Origin of the sequence: Halothiobacillus sp. (genome assembly GCF_028710545.1) — a bacterium.
In the GTDB taxonomy this organism is placed as follows: Bacteria; Pseudomonadota; Gammaproteobacteria; order Halothiobacillales; family Halothiobacillaceae; genus Halothiobacillus.
The window spans coordinates 1-14,807 of record NZ_JAQTTX010000023.1; the positions used below are offsets into that span (position 1 = coordinate 1).

Annotated in this window: 14 protein-coding genes and 1 pseudogene; 11 read left to right on the top strand and 4 right to left on the bottom strand. The window is 56.2% G+C overall.

Features of this window, described 5'->3' with window-relative positions:
- Positions 1 to 312 (top strand): annotated as a pseudogene (locus PHD44_RS06260) (hypothetical protein); the annotation flags it as partial.
- Positions 313 to 630: 318 nt separating this feature from the next.
- On the opposite strand, the gene PHD44_RS06265 reads toward PHD44_RS06260, so the two are convergent.
- Positions 631 to 2,010: an MBL fold metallo-hydrolase gene (locus tag PHD44_RS06265; protein WP_300189314.1), complete on the bottom strand. Its 1,380-nt coding sequence runs from the start codon at positions 2,008 to 2,010 to the stop codon at positions 631 to 633.
- An 88-nt stretch (positions 2,011 to 2,098) separates the two neighbouring features.
- Positions 2,099 to 4,498, bottom strand: coding sequence for a phosphoenolpyruvate synthase (gene ppsA, locus PHD44_RS06270; protein ID WP_300189317.1), 2,400 nt, complete (start codon positions 4,496 to 4,498; stop codon positions 2,099 to 2,101).
- Positions 4,499 to 4,973: 475 nt separating this feature from the next.
- Here ppsA and minD point away from each other — a divergent pair, with 475 nt between their 5' ends.
- The 9 genes from minD (at position 4,974) to prmA (ending at position 11,248) form a co-directional block, all read left to right on the top strand.
- Positions 4,974 to 5,789, top strand: coding sequence for a septum site-determining protein MinD (gene minD / locus PHD44_RS06275; RefSeq protein ID WP_300189319.1), 816 nt, complete (start codon positions 4,974 to 4,976; stop codon positions 5,787 to 5,789).
- Between the two features lie 2 nt (positions 5,790 to 5,791).
- On the top strand, positions 5,792 to 6,076 hold the full coding sequence (gene minE, locus PHD44_RS06280) for a cell division topological specificity factor MinE (RefSeq protein ID WP_300189322.1): 285 nt from the start codon (positions 5,792 to 5,794) through the stop codon (positions 6,074 to 6,076).
- 125 nt (positions 6,077 to 6,201) lie between these two features.
- Positions 6,202 to 6,750, top strand: a complete 549-nt coding sequence (locus PHD44_RS06285; protein ID WP_300189325.1) for a YeeE/YedE thiosulfate transporter family protein — start codon at positions 6,202 to 6,204, stop codon at positions 6,748 to 6,750.
- Between the two features lie 2 nt (positions 6,751 to 6,752).
- A complete protein-coding gene (locus PHD44_RS06290; RefSeq protein WP_300189327.1) occupies positions 6,753 to 7,226 on the top strand; it encodes a DUF6691 family protein in 474 nt (157 codons plus the stop codon).
- 3 nt (positions 7,227 to 7,229) lie between these two features.
- Entirely contained in the window at positions 7,230 to 7,664 is a 435-nt protein-coding gene (locus tag PHD44_RS06295) for an RNA-binding S4 domain-containing protein (protein WP_300189330.1), read from the top strand.
- A 337-nt stretch (positions 7,665 to 8,001) separates the two neighbouring features.
- Positions 8,002 to 8,481: a type II 3-dehydroquinate dehydratase gene (aroQ, locus tag PHD44_RS06300; RefSeq protein WP_300189331.1), complete on the top strand. Its 480-nt coding sequence runs from the start codon at positions 8,002 to 8,004 to the stop codon at positions 8,479 to 8,481.
- A 43-nt stretch (positions 8,482 to 8,524) separates the two neighbouring features.
- A complete protein-coding gene (gene accB / locus PHD44_RS06305) occupies positions 8,525 to 8,968 on the top strand; it encodes an acetyl-CoA carboxylase biotin carboxyl carrier protein (protein WP_300189334.1) in 444 nt (147 codons plus the stop codon).
- Between the two features lie 25 nt (positions 8,969 to 8,993).
- A complete protein-coding gene (gene accC / locus PHD44_RS06310) occupies positions 8,994 to 10,337 on the top strand; it encodes an acetyl-CoA carboxylase biotin carboxylase subunit (RefSeq protein WP_300189336.1) in 1,344 nt (447 codons plus the stop codon).
- The gene (gene prmA, locus PHD44_RS06315) at positions 10,337 to 11,248 is read left to right on the top strand and encodes a 50S ribosomal protein L11 methyltransferase (RefSeq protein ID WP_300189339.1); all 912 of its coding nucleotides are present in this window, start codon (positions 10,337 to 10,339) and stop codon (positions 11,246 to 11,248) included. The genes accC and prmA overlap by 1 nt, the downstream gene beginning before the upstream one ends.
- A gap of 109 nt (positions 11,249 to 11,357) precedes the next feature.
- Here the strand turns inward: prmA and PHD44_RS06320 are convergent, their stop codons facing one another.
- The gene (locus PHD44_RS06320) at positions 11,358 to 12,638 is read right to left on the bottom strand and encodes a TlpA disulfide reductase family protein (RefSeq protein WP_300189341.1); all 1,281 of its coding nucleotides are present in this window, start codon (positions 12,636 to 12,638) and stop codon (positions 11,358 to 11,360) included.
- A 17-nt stretch (positions 12,639 to 12,655) separates the two neighbouring features.
- A complete protein-coding gene (locus tag PHD44_RS06325; protein WP_300189344.1) occupies positions 12,656 to 13,654 on the bottom strand; it encodes a TDT family transporter in 999 nt (332 codons plus the stop codon).
- A 113-nt stretch (positions 13,655 to 13,767) separates the two neighbouring features.
- On the opposite strand from PHD44_RS06325, the gene PHD44_RS06330 reads away from it, so the two are divergent.
- Complete coding sequence (locus tag PHD44_RS06330) at positions 13,768 to 14,667, top strand: LysR substrate-binding domain-containing protein (protein WP_300189347.1); 900 nt, start codon at positions 13,768 to 13,770, stop codon at positions 14,665 to 14,667.
- Positions 14,668 to 14,807 lie beyond the last annotated feature (140 nt).

Genomic DNA, 14,807 nt, shown 5'->3' on the forward strand with positions numbered 1-14,807 from the left:
GTGCCCGGCTTCGAACCGGACCCGAATGCCAAGCCCGAGCCATTGCGCAAACCACAGGCCGCGCGCCAACCCCGCCGCGACTTCCCGCAACGCAGCGCTCAAGGTCATGCCGCCCAAGCACCCCGGTCAGCAGGTTCCCAGCGAGACGGTCAACCCCGTTCACCTGGTGGTGCCGCAGCAGGCAATCGCCCCCAAAGAGAGGGCGGCAGAGATACGGGCAATCGTCCCGGGAATAACTCAGGGAACAACACCAGCAATCGCTCGCATACGGCAGGTTCCGGTCAACGCCGTCGACCATCTGGCAACATGTAACTTTGCGGCGTTTTAGTACGCAATATTGGATGCGGGTTCTGCAACGATCTCGCGGCCAACCGCGGGTAGCGATCAGTCTCAAACTAGAGCTAAACAGTACACCAGTTCCCAATATTCAAACGTTAGGGAAGCGCTGATTTATTCAGTGCGTCCCGCTTGGGGCAGGATGCCCCAACACGAACAAAGACGTAAGTCTTTGATTCGTGAGCGCCATCGCGGGCGTGTACCGCGATGAGCGCGCTGATTTATTCCAAGGATGGAATAAATCAGCATTTACTTAGGGCAGCTCGAAAACCCCCTCGAGCTGCCCCATTGTGATTACCACTCAAACACATCCCCCTGATGCGGCATGGTCACTTGGGTTTTTTCCAGGGCCTTGGCAAAGCTGCTCATCGCCTTTTCTTCGCCGTGAACCAGAATCGTGTGCTTTGGTTTGAGTGCCCGGTGCCAGGCCAGCAATTCATCGCGATCCGCGTGGGCGGAGAAACCGTTGATCGTGTACAGATGGGCATTGACCGGAATTTCATCGCCGAATAGCCGGACGGTCTTGGCACCGTCGATCAGAATGCGCGCGAGAGTGCCCGGAGCCGCATAGCCTACAAACACCACGCTCGAATCTCGGCGCCAAAGGTTATGGCGCAGGTGATGGCGCACCCGCCCGCCGGTACACATGCCGGAACCGGCCATGATGACGGCACCGCCAACCAGTCGATTGAGTGCAATCGATTCGGCGGTTTCACGGGTGAAGCGCAAACCCGGCAAGGCGAACGGGTCGCGTTTACCCTTGAATTGCTCGCGGGTCGCATCGTCGTAGCATTCATGGTGCCGGCGGAAGATTTCCGTGGCCGAAATGGCCATCGGCGAATCGAGGAATACCGGCAGATTCTTCGGCAAACGCCCTTGCTCAATCCCTTCGCGCAGGGTGAACAGTATCTCCTGAGTCCGCTCCAGCGCGAATGTCGGAATAATCACGTTCCCGCCGCGCGCGAGGGTTTCCGTGATGGCCTGGTATAGCTCCGCAATGGTCGGTTCAATCGGCTTGTGATTACGATCACCGTAGGTGGTTTCCATAACCACAACATCGGCTTTCGGCGGTATCTGGGGTTTGCGCAGAATCGGGCGCCCCGCGTTGCCGATATCACCGGAAAATATGACCGAACGCTTCTTGTCGCCCTTTTTCTCAATCCGGATACTGGCCGAACCGAGGATATGTCCCGCATCGTAGAAAGTCGCGGTTACTTTCGGGGCAATCTCGATGGATTCACCATAATTCACGGCGCGACCGAATTGCCCGACCGCGTTCAGGGCATCAAGGGTGTCATAGAGTGCATCGACAGGGTATTTACCATGCCGATGTGCATGACGGTTGTTACGCTCCGCCTCCTCTTCCTGCAAATGAGCGGCATCCAACATCACGACGCGCGCGAGTTCACGGGTTGCAGAAGTCGCAATGATTTCACCGTTGAAGCCGCGTTTCACCAGCAACGGGATGCGCCCGCAATGATCCAGATGCGCATGGGTCAGCAGCAGCAGGTCAATGGATTTCGGATCGAAACCAAACTCTTCGGCGTTTTCTTCCTCCAGTTCCCGCCCGCCCTGAAACATGCCACAGTCGATCAGAATGCGTTTGCCCGAAACCTCGAGCAGATGGCAGGAACCGGTCACGTCCCGATCCGCGCCGTGAAATGAAATCTTCATACCCTTCCCCTGATGTTGCCCGTTTCATCGATTGAAACGGTTCTTCCTGAATACCGACAATCCCTCAGTAAATGCTTATTCATTCCAATCAGCCGCGTTTTGCTTTCATCTTCGCTTCAATTTCAAGCACTTTGCGCGTGGTATTAACGACCGTATCGGGATTCAAGCTCATCGATTCAATCCCGATCTCGACCAGAAATGCAGCCATCTCCGGATAGTCGGACGGCGCCTGGCCACACAAGCCGGAGTGGATGCTGTTGCGCGCGCAGCCTTCGACCGCAAGCCGGATCATCTCCTTCACGCCGTCGTCACGCTCGTCATAGTCGAATGCAACCATCTCGCTGTCCCGATCCACGCCCAGCGTCAATTGCGTCAAATCGTTCGTGCCGATCGAGAAACCATCAAACCGTTTCGCGAACTGATCGATCAGGATCACATTATTCGGGATTTCACACATGGCGTAGATTTGCAGGCCGTTCTCGCCGCGTTTGAGCCCGAATTCCGCCATTTTTGCCAGCACGTCGTCGGCTTCTTTCACACGGCGAACAAAGGGCAGCATGAGAATCACGTTGGTCAAGCCCATCACTTCGCGCACGCGTTTCATGGCGAGACATTCAAGCCGGAATCCTTCCTCGTAGGCCGGATGGGCATAGCGTGCTGCGCCTCGAAAACCAATCATCGGGTTGGCCTCGTCCGGCTCGAAATCCGAACCGCCCAGCAAGCTCGCATATTCATTCGACTTGAAGTCGGACATCCGCACCACAACCGGCTTCGGCCAGAATGCGGCGGCAATCGTCCCCACACCTTCTGAAAGTCGCTCGATAAAATAGGCTTCGCCATTGGCATAACCGCTCGTCAAACGAGCGATTGCCGCGCGATCAGCCGCAGAAGAGACCTTCTCAGGATGCAACAGGGCCAGCGGGTGCGCCTTGATCGATTCATTGATGATGAACTCCATCCGGGCCAGCCCCACGCCATCATTCGGCAGGAACGAGGTTTTGAATGCAAGGTCCGGGTTACCGAGATTGATCATGATCTGGGTTGCCGGGCGCGGGATATCGCCCACTTCCGTCGTATCGACATGGAACGGCACGGCACCCTTGTAGATCCGACCGGTGTCACCTTCCGCGCAGGAAACCGTGACTGTCGCCCCATTGGGGATTTTTGTTGTCGCCTCGCCCGCACCGACCACGGCTGGGATGCCCAACTCACGCGCGATGATGGCCGCGTGGCAGGTACGCCCGCCGCGATTGGTCACAATGGCTGCTGCCGTTTTCATTACCGGCTCCCAGTCCGGCGTGGTGGTATCGGCGATTAGAACTTCACCCGGCTTGAATTCGCCCAGATGCTCGACATCCCTGATGACATGCGCGGTACCGGTAGCGATACGCTCGCCCACGGAGCGCCCGGTGATGATGACCGCCCCCTGACCATCGAGCGCATAGCTTTCGAGCAGATTGACCCGACGCTGGGACGCCACCGTTTCCGGCCGCGCCTGAACAATATAGATTTTGCCGTCCAACCCATCCTTGGCCCATTCCATATCCATGGGATGGCCATAATGCGATTCGATGGCGATGGCGTATTCGGCCAGTTCCAGAACATCCGCATCACCGATGCAGAACCGGCCACGGTCATCGGCGGGTGTGGGTACATTTCGGGTTGTGTTACGCGCGTCTCCGGCCATGTAAATCATCTTGATCGCCTTGCCGCCCATGTTACGCCGCAATACAGCCCGGTGACCCGCAGCGAAGGTTGGCTTATGCACATAAAACTCATCGGGATCGACCGCGCCCTGCACGATATTCTCCCCAAGACCATAGCTGCCGGTAATGAAGACGACATCACGGAAGCCCGATTCGGTATCGAGCGAGAACATCACGCCCGATGCCGACAGATCGGAACGCACCATTTTCATAACGCCGATGGAAAGGCCGATCTTGAAATGATCGAAGCCCTGATCGACACGATAATGAATCGCACGATCCGTAAACAGACTGGCAAAATCGCGCCGACAGGCATCCAGCAGGCTTTGCTCGCCCCGAACATTGAGAAACGTATCCTGCTGCCCGGCAAAGCTCGCCGTCGGCAAATCCTCCGCAGTGGCCGAACTACGTACAGCGAGTCCGACATCCTCACCATATTCTTCCTGTAGTTTGCGATAGGCTGCGATGATTTCCTTCGCCAGGTCATCCGGCAGACCTGCGCCGTAGACAATTTCCCGTGCTCGCTTGCCACGCCGCGCCAGATCGTCCACATCCTCGGGATTCAGTGCATCGAGCGCGTCATGCAGCGCAGGCCAGGCATTGGCCGAATCCAGCATATAGCGATAAGCCTCGGCCGTAATGGCAAAGCCATTGGGAATGCGCACACCGGCCGGTGACAGCTTGCGGTACATTTCACCCAAGGACGCATTCTTGCCACCGACCAGCGGCACATCGTCGATTCCCAATTCGTTAAAGAAGCGGATGTATTTGAATTCACTCATGAAATAACAACTCCTGTTTTGAATAGCCCTTGAATGAGGCCATGGGGATGCGCATTACCCGCATTAGGTACGGGAAAGGACACGGGACACGAACCGTCTTTATGCGGTCTTCAATTGATGCTCAAATCCATATCAATCTAAGGTAAATAAATCTGTTTGGGAATCCCCGATCAAATCAGAGTTTCCGTGCGGCACTTGGGATGTGTCGCCATGAACGGTCACGTATGTGATTGTTCATGAACAAAATCAAAAATCACATTTTTTGATTTTCGCCCTCAAAAAACTCCAGGATGGAATTATTCAGCGCTTTTTTGGAAAACAATAAGCCAACCCGACAATCCCAAACACACCCAAACCACAACACCGCTCCAGCAAACCTTATGAATCAATCCCGATTTATGGCAGAATCAGCGGGGTTCCGGATGTTCCTTATTTTCGCGGCGCCTCGGTCTGAGGTGTGGGCAGGAGTTGATTTGTGACAAAGATTATCGTTGTAACTTCAGGAAAAGGCGGCGTTGGTAAAACAACGACAAGCGCAGCGATTTCCAGTGGCTTGGCATTGGCCGGCAAAAAAACCGTCGTCATCGATTTTGATGTGGGTCTTCGAAACCTTGACCTCATCATGGGTGTTGAACGGCGCGTGGTCTATGACCTTGTGAACGTCATCCAGAAAGAGGCCGGCTTGAGCCAGGCGCTGATCAAGCATAAAGAGGTCGATAATCTTTATGTTCTGCCCGCCTCGCAGACCAAAGACAAGGATGCACTCACCGAAGAAGGCGTAAAGCAGGTATTCGATGATCTGAAGGCCGATGGCTTCGAGTACATCATTTGCGACTCCCCTGCCGGCATCGAGCGCGGCGCACAACTGGCTATGTATTTTGCCGACGAGGCGATTGTGGTTTCCAACCCAGAAGTATCTTCCGTGCGTGATTCCGACCGCATGCTCGGCATTCTCGCCAGCAAGTCACAGCGCGCGAAAAATGGTGAAACCCCGATTCGTGAATACCTGCTGATCACCCGCTACTCACCCAACCGGGTGGAGGCGGGAGAAATGCTTTCCATCGAAGACATGCTCGAAATTCTGGCCGTGCCGCTGCTGGGGGTCATTCCCGAATCACCCGCAGTACTCCAGGCATCCAACTCCGGTCGTCCGGTCATTCTCGACCAGACCGCCGACGCCGGACAGGCTTATCAGGATGCCGTCGCCCGACTTCTCGGCGAGGACCGGCCCATGCGGTTCGTCGAGGCTGAGAAAAAATCCTTTTTCAACCGCCTGTTCGGACGGGGGTAATCATGGGTCTTTTTGATTTATTCCGGGCACGTCCCAAGCCGACCGCACATCTGGCTAAAGAACGGCTCCAGATCCTGATCGCCCATGAACGCAGCCAGGGGCAGAATACCGACCCGGATTACCTGCCCAAGCTCAAAAACGATCTGCTGGATGTCATTCGCAAATATGTAGCGGTGCAAGACGACGCCGTTCAGGTGCAGATCGAACATCACGAAGGCGTCGATACGTTGGAACTCAATATTGTCCTGCCCGATCGCAAGGAAGAATCGAACTTACAACATTATTGATTTTATTTATACCTAATAAAACTAATAGAGTAGCTCAATAGGCCAATGAAAATGTTTAGCGCGCGGATTCAACATCCACACGCTAAAGTTCAGTCATATCTGCAATCGCCCCTGAGGGTGCAAACATGACTTTATCCGACTTCTCCTGGCTAACCGATTCCCCAATCTTTTCAACCGCCCTGTGGCCCGCATGGGTTGCAGGGGGTGCCATCGGTGCACTCGCTTTTGCGCAACGCTGGCTGACCGATCAACCTTTGGGCTGTTCGGCCGCTTTCGGTAACGCCTGTGCGCGCATGGGCAGTCGCCTGCCACTGTTCCAGGGGCCTGCTCACAGCACCGCGACCGACTGGAAACTCTGGTTCCTGGTCGGCATTTTCCTCGGCGGGCTTCTCGCAAGCCTCTCGACCGGCACGTGGGCCGAACCGACGCATTTCGGCACACTTTACACGGCATTGATGCCTCATTCCGATGTAGGTCGTGTGTTGTGGTGGCTGTTCGGCGGCGTTTTGATCGGCATGGGTTCACGCCTGGCCGGTGGCTGCACTTCCGGTCACACCATCAATGGCGTGGCCATGGGGTCACCAGCGAGTATTGTCGCATCCGCCTTCTTTTTCGCGGCGGCGGTCGGTACTGCGCAACTCTCCCACCACCTTCTGAACACATTCGGAGGTTGATCATGAATAACTCAAGCACCTTGATCCGCAACGGCAGCTTCCTGCTCTTCGGTGTGGTATTCGGCTTTTTGCTGAGCCGTGCCGGTGCAACCGATCCTGCGCTCATTGCCAGCCTGCTGCTGTTTGAGAACCTGCACCTGTTATGGGTCATCGCTACTGCTGTCGGCGTTGGCGCCGTACTCAATTTTCTCGCCAAGCAATTGAAATGGCGCAGTGTGGCGAGCGGTCAACCCATCAGCTTTCCGCATAAACCTTTCGTGCGCGCACTCATTCCCGGTGCCCTGCTGTTCGGTGTGGGTTGGGGCCTGACTGGAGTCTGCCCTGGAACCGCACCTGCCATGCTGGGCGAGGGCCAATGGTTTGTCGGCGTGATACTCATCGGCATCGTTGCGGGCACCTGGCTGGTCGGTTTTATCCACCACATCCAAATCAAGAGGCAGGTACAATCACGGAATATGACTGCCGCGAACAGATAATGTATGGCCAATTCCTCAGTAAATTCTTCAACCAACAAGACACAACAAACCGAACTCAAGGAACAGCGCATCGATACCTGGCTCTGGGCAGCGCGTTTTTTCAAGACACGCTCCCTTGCCTCCACGGCCATCGAAGGCGGCAAGATCGAAATCAACGGTCAATCATGTAAAAAATCCGGCAAGGTCATCCGAATCGGTGATGAGCTATCCATCGAACGCGGCGAAACCAAATGGGTTGTTACCGTTTCGGGATTATCCAAACAACGGGGATCGGCCACAGTGGCGCAAACCCTGTATTCCGAATCACCGGAGCATCTGGCCGAACGACTGAAAATAGCCGAACAAAATCGCCAAAATCACCTGATGAACCCAAGCCGCGTCAAACCGGATCAACATACCCGCATTCTGCTTCGCGCCCTGCGCGGCAAGCCTTCCTAAGTAAGCTCACACAAATGCAAAGCCCTCTTAAATCCCCCTCATTCCCCCTTTTACAAAGGGGGAGGCCCGCTCGTTCAAAAGCAGGTGGCTGATTCTCCCCCCTTTGAAAGGGAGGGATTTGCCGAGTCATGCCCGCTGCTCGAAGGAACGCATCATTATTTACACAGACCTTCCCTAAAGCACAATTCCCTCGATCTTGCGGCGATATGTCGGAATTACACTCTAAAATGCCGAGGTCAACCGGCTGTTTAGTGGACATTCCACCGGTCACACGGCACAATGCCGACAACTTGAATTTCACGACATAAAAGACACCCGCGACAAGGAACTGCGACGCATGGCAACAATTCTGCTGCTGAACGGCCCGAATCTGAATCGACTCGGCTCGCGCGAGCCCGAACGTTATGGCAAAACCACTTTGAACGATATCGTTCAGCGGTTGGATGACCTCTGCCGACACACATCGTCGACGCTTGAACATCTTCAAACCAATGCCGAACACGAGATGATCGAGCGTATCCATGCCGCTGCCGATGCCAGCGTGGATGGCATCGTCATCAATCCTGCCGCCTGGACGCACACCAGCGTCGCCTTGCGTGATGCCCTGCTCTCCACGGCCATTCCTTTCGTCGAAATCCACATCACCAACATTCATGCCCGCGAATCCTTCCGCCAGCACTCCTATTTTTCGGACATCGCGATCGGATCAATCGTGGGCTTGGGCGCCGTCGGCTACGAACTGGCGCTATTCGCCTTACTGAATCATCTTGGCATCCCCCGCAGCACGCTGTGGACGCCCACCCTGCCACCCGCCTGATTCCCGCTGAACTCAGGCCAAACTCATCTGGAGAAGTCCATCCATGGATATTCGTAAAATTAAAAAACTGATCGAACTGCTTGAGGAGTCGGGCATCGCCGAAATCGAGATCCGCGAAGGCGAAGAATCCGTGCGTATTTCTCGTAGCCAGATTGCTCAGGCCGCGCCGGTCCAGTACACCCTGCCAGCAGCCGCCCCGGCGTCTACCGCACCGTCTCCCGCGGCCCAACCCGCAGCCGAGGATCAGGCCAAGGGCACACCGATCAAATCACCGATGGTCGGCACCTTCTATCGCGCGGCCTCGCCCACGTCGAAACCATTTGTCGACGTCGGCAGCAGCGTCAAGGCCGGCGACACGCTCTGCGTCATCGAAGCCATGAAAATGTTCAACCAGATTGAGGCCGAAACCAGCGGCACCATCACCGCGATTCTGGTCGAGAATGGCCAGCCGGTCGAATACGACCAGCCTTTGTTCATCATCGAATAAGCCAGTGCGTTTTAGAGGTTTTGCCATGCTGAACAAAGTATTAATCGCCAATCGCGGTGAAATCGCGTTGCGCATCCTGCGTGCCTGTCGCGAACTCGACATCCAGACCGTCGCCGTCCATTCCACCGCCGACCGCGACCTAAAGCACGTTCGCCTTGCGGATGAATCGGTCTGCATCGGCGGCCCCCGTTCGAACGAGAGCTACCTGAACATCCCGGCGATCATCGCGGCGGCGGAAGTGACCGATTCGGTCGCCATTCACCCCGGTTATGGATTCCTGTCCGAGAATGCCGATTTTGCTGAACGCGTCGAGGAATCCGGTTTCATCTTCATCGGCCCGACGCCCCAGAACATCCGCATGATGGGCGACAAGGTCACCGCCAAGGAAACCATGCGAGAGGCCAATGTGCCTTGCGTGCCGGGTTCCGATGGCGCGCTGGGCGATGATCCGGATGAGAACCTGCGTCTTGGACGTGAAGTGGGTTATCCGGTCATCATCAAGGCAGCTGGCGGTGGTGGCGGTCGCGGAATGCGCGTGGTGCATACCGAAGCGGCGCTGCTGCACGCCATCGACATGACGCGTAGCGAAGCACAAGCGGCGTTCAACAATCCGCAGGTGTACATGGAAAAATTCCTTGAGCACCCACGCCACGTCGAAATCCAGGTACTTGCGGACACCCACGGCAATGCGATCTATCTGGGTGAACGCGATTGCTCCATGCAGCGCCGCCATCAGAAAATCATCGAAGAAGCCCCCGCACCAGGCGTCACGCCGGAGCAACGTGCCGAAATCGGCGCGGTATGCGTGGCCGCCTGTCAGCGCATGGGCTACCGCGGGGCGGGCACGTTCGAATTCCTGTATGAAAACGGCAATTTCTATTTCATCGAAATGAATACCCGTTTGCAGGTCGAGCACACGATCACCGAAATGATCACCGGCATCGATCTCGTCAAGCAGCAACTGCGTATCGCGGCGGGCCTGCCACTTGAGATCACGCAGGATCAAGTCCGCCTGACCGGGCATGCCATCGAATGCCGTATCAACGCGGAAGATCCGGCCACCTTTGTGCCGAGTCCGGGGAAAATCACCAACCTGCATTTTGCAGGCGGGCCGGGAGTACGCATCGACTCGCACATCTACAACGGCTATAGCGTGCCACCCTACTATGACTCGATGATCGGCAAGCTCATCACGCATGCCGACACGCGCGACCAGGCGATCCGCCGCATGGCCGGTGCGCTCGACGAAATGATGATCGATGGCATCAAGACGAATATTCCCTTGCACCGTGATCTGATGGCCGATCAGGCCTTTATCGAAGGCGGCACGGATATCCATTATCTGCAAAAGAAACTGGGTCTGAACTGATGTCCGAATCGTCTGCAATGAGTCCGGCCTGGCAGCGACTGAGCCTGGACGTTCCCCAATCCGATGTCGAAGCCTGCGAAGACGCCCTGCTTGAAGCGGGCGCAGTCTCCGTTTCGCTGGAAGAAATCGGCGACGAGCAGATTTACGAACCCAAACCGGGTGAAACGCCGCTCTGGCAGCGGGTTCGCGTCGCGGGTCTTTTCGAAGGCCATATCAGCCCGGCAGACATCATGGGACAGCTGCATGGCCTGCTGCGGCCATCCCTTCTGGGTGATTTCGACCACGAATTCATCGAGGAAACCGATTGGGTTCGGCAAACTCAAGCGGATTTCGCCCCCACTCATTACGGCGATGGCCTGTGGGTTACGCCCCATTGGAGCGACGCACCTACCGAAGCCAAAACCGTAGTGCGGATCGATCCGGGTCTGGCCTTCGGCACCGGGCAGCATGAAACCACATCCCTATGCCTCGACTGGCTCGATGCCCAATCACTCAAAGGGCTACGTGTCCTCGATGTGGGTTGTGGCTCGGGGATTCTCGCGCTGGCAGCCTTGATGAAAGGCGCCTCGGTTGCCTATGGCACCGATATTGACCCACAGGCACTCAAGGCCAGCCGGGACAATGCAGCCCTCAATGACATTCCGGAAGATCGCCTCTGGCTCGGTCTGCCGGAAGAACTGGGCTCAGCAGAAAGATTCGACGTCCTGGTCGCCAATATCCTGGCCCAGCCCCTGATCGAACTCGCGCCCATCCTCGCCCCCCATATCAAAGCGGGCGGACGTTTCGCGCTGTCTGGCATTCTCAATTCGCAAGCCGAAGCCGTGGCCGCGCAATGGATGGCGCAGGGCCTGACGATCGATGAAATCGAATCCCGGGGTGACTGGTCGCGAGTCTGTGGACATCGGGGTTAAACCACTACCCGGCACGCCCCCGAACCATGGATGGTTTTACCGGGGCATGAGGTTCAGGGGAAAGCCCCCGTACAGGCTCCAAGAATCCCCCTTCTTCCCCAAACCCTGATCAATCCGGCTCAGCAATCAATTGGCGTATTTTCGCTACGGCATCAGGCTGATCCCACTCCGCGCCACCAAACAAGGCGTAACGAATCCGTCCCTTCCGATCGATAAGGTAGGTGCTCGGATAAGCGTATACCTGCCATGTCTGCACTGCTGTCCCTGCCGGATCGGTCAGAATGGGGAAGTTGACAGGGTGCTGCTTGATGAAAGCATCGATGGCGGCGCGATCCTCGGCCAGATTGACGGCAAGAATCTCGAAAGGCTCGCCTTCCAACAAGGTTTTCAATCGGGTCATCGAGGGCATTTCATGCACACAGGGCGGGCACCAACTGGCCCAGAAGTTGAGCAATACCACCTTGCCCCGATAATCTTTCAAATCAATGGCTTGCCCTTGCAAATCCATGAGATCCAAAACTCTGTTCTGCGGCCCAGAATAAGGCTGAAGCTCGGTTGATTTTGTCTGCTCGACTGTTACCGGAGCCGACGTTTCGACTTTGCCCGCCACCCTCGGTTCGGCCATATACCCGGCCAACAACGAAGCCGCCTGAGCGATGCGCGACGACAGCGCCTTGCCTTGCGCCTGCTCGAACGCAGTGGCATCTGGCCGGAAATAGAAACGATCGCGCACGTCCGGCAGCAACTGCGTGAACACGGTGCTCCCGGATTTTTCCAACTGCTGCTTCAATTCCATAAGACGCCAGCGCCAGGGAGATAGCACGGCCTGCATCACAAACACAGGGGCATTGAATGCGGCTACTTGTGGCCAATAACGGGCAGGTTCACCGGGCACGGGGGTGTTGATATACAGATTCGGGTTAATGAAGACAAATCCAACACCCTGTTGGGGTGTGGATTGCAGCGCGACCCACCCCCGAACCGCCAGTTCGGCCGCCTTGTTGGGAGCGATCACAATCAAGGGCAGATTGTCGGCCTTTGCTTTAGTGATCAGGCCACTGATCCATTCGGGTGGCACCTTGTCGACAGCACTGGGCGTCGGCGACAGAAACAGCGGTTCGTAGAGATCGACAAACCAGCTCTCGAAACCGCGCACACTCAATGCCGCAGCCATCTGTTTCTCGGCAGGCAAAATCCCTTGCTCGGAAGGCAGCCACAACAAACGCATTTTGGGTGGCTCTTGGGCGGCTACAACATCGATCACAAGCGGCGTGTCCATACCCGGCATGGATAACTCGGCAGCCATGACAGAACTCGAAAACACCGCGCATAACAGCAGCAGCCAGCGCAAGTGCGCCGTGAAAAAAGCAGGTCGAAATATCTGGTACATTAAAATAACTCCGTGAATCAACGATCTATCACACCATGGTCAATTCCGGCCGGCCGTGTGCTGACCTGCCACGATGGCAGGAAATACATGACATAACGCACGGCCACATAACCAACCACGACGGTGGCGACCGCAAGTTCGACATCAGCGAGCAGATGGATCAGTTGCACATCGCGAAAATCGGCCCCCTCCGCCACCAGCCAGCCTTCAAGCATCACCAAGGCTTTTACGCCGATCACCATCGGGAAGGTGAATGCCGCATAGCCCGGGCTGAACGGCAATCGGAGCAGATCGAAGAATGCAGTGTAAATCAACAGGGTCATCAACACCGCGATGCTTGCCAACAGGGCCACCAGCATGGGCTGTGGCTGCGCGACCAGGGTCAGGTATCCGGCAAGCCCCAGACTGGCCGGGGCCGCCATGATGGCAATCGTCGGCTTGGCAGCTTCTGGGACATGTTCGACGAAAATCAACCGGTAGAGCATCATCGGCAGCATGATGGCATACATGCCAAGACCAAAATAGAGCAGCACTTGCGCCAAGAATAACAATGCCGGATTGCCGGGAAACGTCACATCGGCAACGATCAAACCGACCGGGGGCACAAACCAGGCGGGCACCATGTGGTGTAGGCGGAAGTCCCGTGCGCGATGGGTGACGAAGACACCCAGAAACAACAGATGCAGGGCGATCGCCGCCAGCCACAGCGCGACCGCGAGCCCGGCCCAATGCAGCGAAACGGCCTTGGAGACGACCATGAGCGTCATCGCAAACGTCGGCAGCACACTGCCCACGACCGGGTGCGCCAGTTCATTCCACACCAGGCTCCGGTTCAGCAGGAATTTAGCGGTCAACAGCAGCAGAAGCCCCCCTGCAATCAGGGCAGAAATGGTTTGCGCCCAGCCATGTAAGGGTAAAAAAGCTTCCCAGATCCAACCCAGGCTGGCCACCCCAAGGGCCAGCCCGGCAATCGGCGTTGGTATGGCCTGTAATTTGACAGGAAGTGATGTGTTCATCGTTTGCCTCCGGTGATGGTGATCAACTGGGGCTAGACTACTGCGTCCTTTTTGTTAAATATATTGGAACTTTTCTTACTATATGTAAGATTTAAATGAACACAGGGAATGATATGAACATTACCTTAAGGCAACTACAGGTTTTTCTCGCCATCACTCAGACGCGCTCGATCACCGCCGCAGCTGAGCGTCTGCACCTGACTAAACCCGCAGTCAGCGCCGCACTGTCCGAACTGGAAAAACGCATCGGCAACCCATTGTTCGACCGGTCAGGCAATCGGCTGCACCTCAATGACCTCGGCCAAAAGCTTCTGCCGCTGGCTGATGAATTACTGCAACGCAGTCGGGATATCGAAGTCCTGTTTTCCACTGAAGAAGTGCAACGCACCAGCTTGCGTCTCGGCGCCAGTTTTACCATCGGTCAGCAACTTATTCCCTGGCTGCTGCGGGATTATCGTCTCGACCATCTGCAGCCGCTGCCCAAGGTGCATATCAGCAATACACGCGAGATTTGCCAACAACTGATTGCATTCGAGCTTGACATCGGATTAATCGAAGGGGAGGTGGAAGATCCTGAGATCGAAACACTGACGTGGATGCAGGATCGTATGCTGATTCTAGCCAACCCGGAGCATCCATTGGCAGGTATAGAGCGATCAAGCCAAGAGGCCCTGGAGGATCAGCCTTGGGTTCTTCGAGAGCCAGGCTCAGGCTCGCGCAATCTGTTCCTGCATCGGATGGCGCCCCATCTGCAGCGTTGGCGAATCGCTTTGGAACTGAACAGTACCGAGGCGATCATCAATGCCACGGCAGCAGGTCTCGGCTTAAGCTGCCTGTCTGAATTGGAAGCGCAATACGCCATAAAATCCGGTCGACTCGTCGCGATCGAAGTCGATCTGAATCTGACGCGAACGTTCCGTCTCGCCTGGCACCGGGAGAAATACCTCAGCCCCGCACTTCTGCAGTTCGTGCACTATTGCCAGGCATGGAATGGTGTCGCGAATAGGGCCTGAGTAATTCTGCCCCCATACAGGGTGACTTCGAGCACTGGGTGCGATTTGGTAAATCCCCCACCCCCTCTTTCAAAGGAGGGAGTGAGTCATTTTTTGGACATGTGCGCTTCCCCCCTTTGTAAAAGGGGGAACGAGGGGGA

Bases quoted from the DNA above. Each gene is read 5' to 3' on its own strand.
- PHD44_RS06265 (WP_300189314.1), bottom strand. From the start codon at position 2,010: ATGAAGATTTCATTTCACGGCGCGGATCGGGACGTGACCGGTTCCTGC.
- ppsA (WP_300189317.1), bottom strand. From the start codon at position 4,498: ATGAGTGAATTCAAATACATCCGCTTCTTTAACGAATTGGGAATCGAC.
- minE (WP_300189322.1), top strand. From the start codon at position 5,792: ATGGGTCTTTTTGATTTATTCCGGGCACGTCCCAAGCCGACCGCACAT.
- PHD44_RS06285 (WP_300189325.1), top strand. From the start codon at position 6,202: ATGACTTTATCCGACTTCTCCTGGCTAACCGATTCCCCAATCTTTTCA.
- PHD44_RS06290 (WP_300189327.1), top strand. From the start codon at position 6,753: ATGAATAACTCAAGCACCTTGATCCGCAACGGCAGCTTCCTGCTCTTC.
- PHD44_RS06295 (WP_300189330.1), top strand. From the start codon at position 7,230: ATGGCCAATTCCTCAGTAAATTCTTCAACCAACAAGACACAACAAACC.
- aroQ (WP_300189331.1), top strand. From the start codon at position 8,002: ATGGCAACAATTCTGCTGCTGAACGGCCCGAATCTGAATCGACTCGGC.
- accB (WP_300189334.1), top strand. From the start codon at position 8,525: ATGGATATTCGTAAAATTAAAAAACTGATCGAACTGCTTGAGGAGTCG.
- accC (WP_300189336.1), top strand. From the start codon at position 8,994: ATGCTGAACAAAGTATTAATCGCCAATCGCGGTGAAATCGCGTTGCGC.
- prmA (WP_300189339.1), top strand. From the start codon at position 10,337: ATGTCCGAATCGTCTGCAATGAGTCCGGCCTGGCAGCGACTGAGCCTG.
- PHD44_RS06320 (WP_300189341.1), bottom strand. From the start codon at position 12,638: ATGTACCAGATATTTCGACCTGCTTTTTTCACGGCGCACTTGCGCTGG.
- PHD44_RS06325 (WP_300189344.1), bottom strand. From the start codon at position 13,654: ATGAACACATCACTTCCTGTCAAATTACAGGCCATACCAACGCCGATT.
- PHD44_RS06330 (WP_300189347.1), top strand. From the start codon at position 13,768: ATGAACATTACCTTAAGGCAACTACAGGTTTTTCTCGCCATCACTCAG.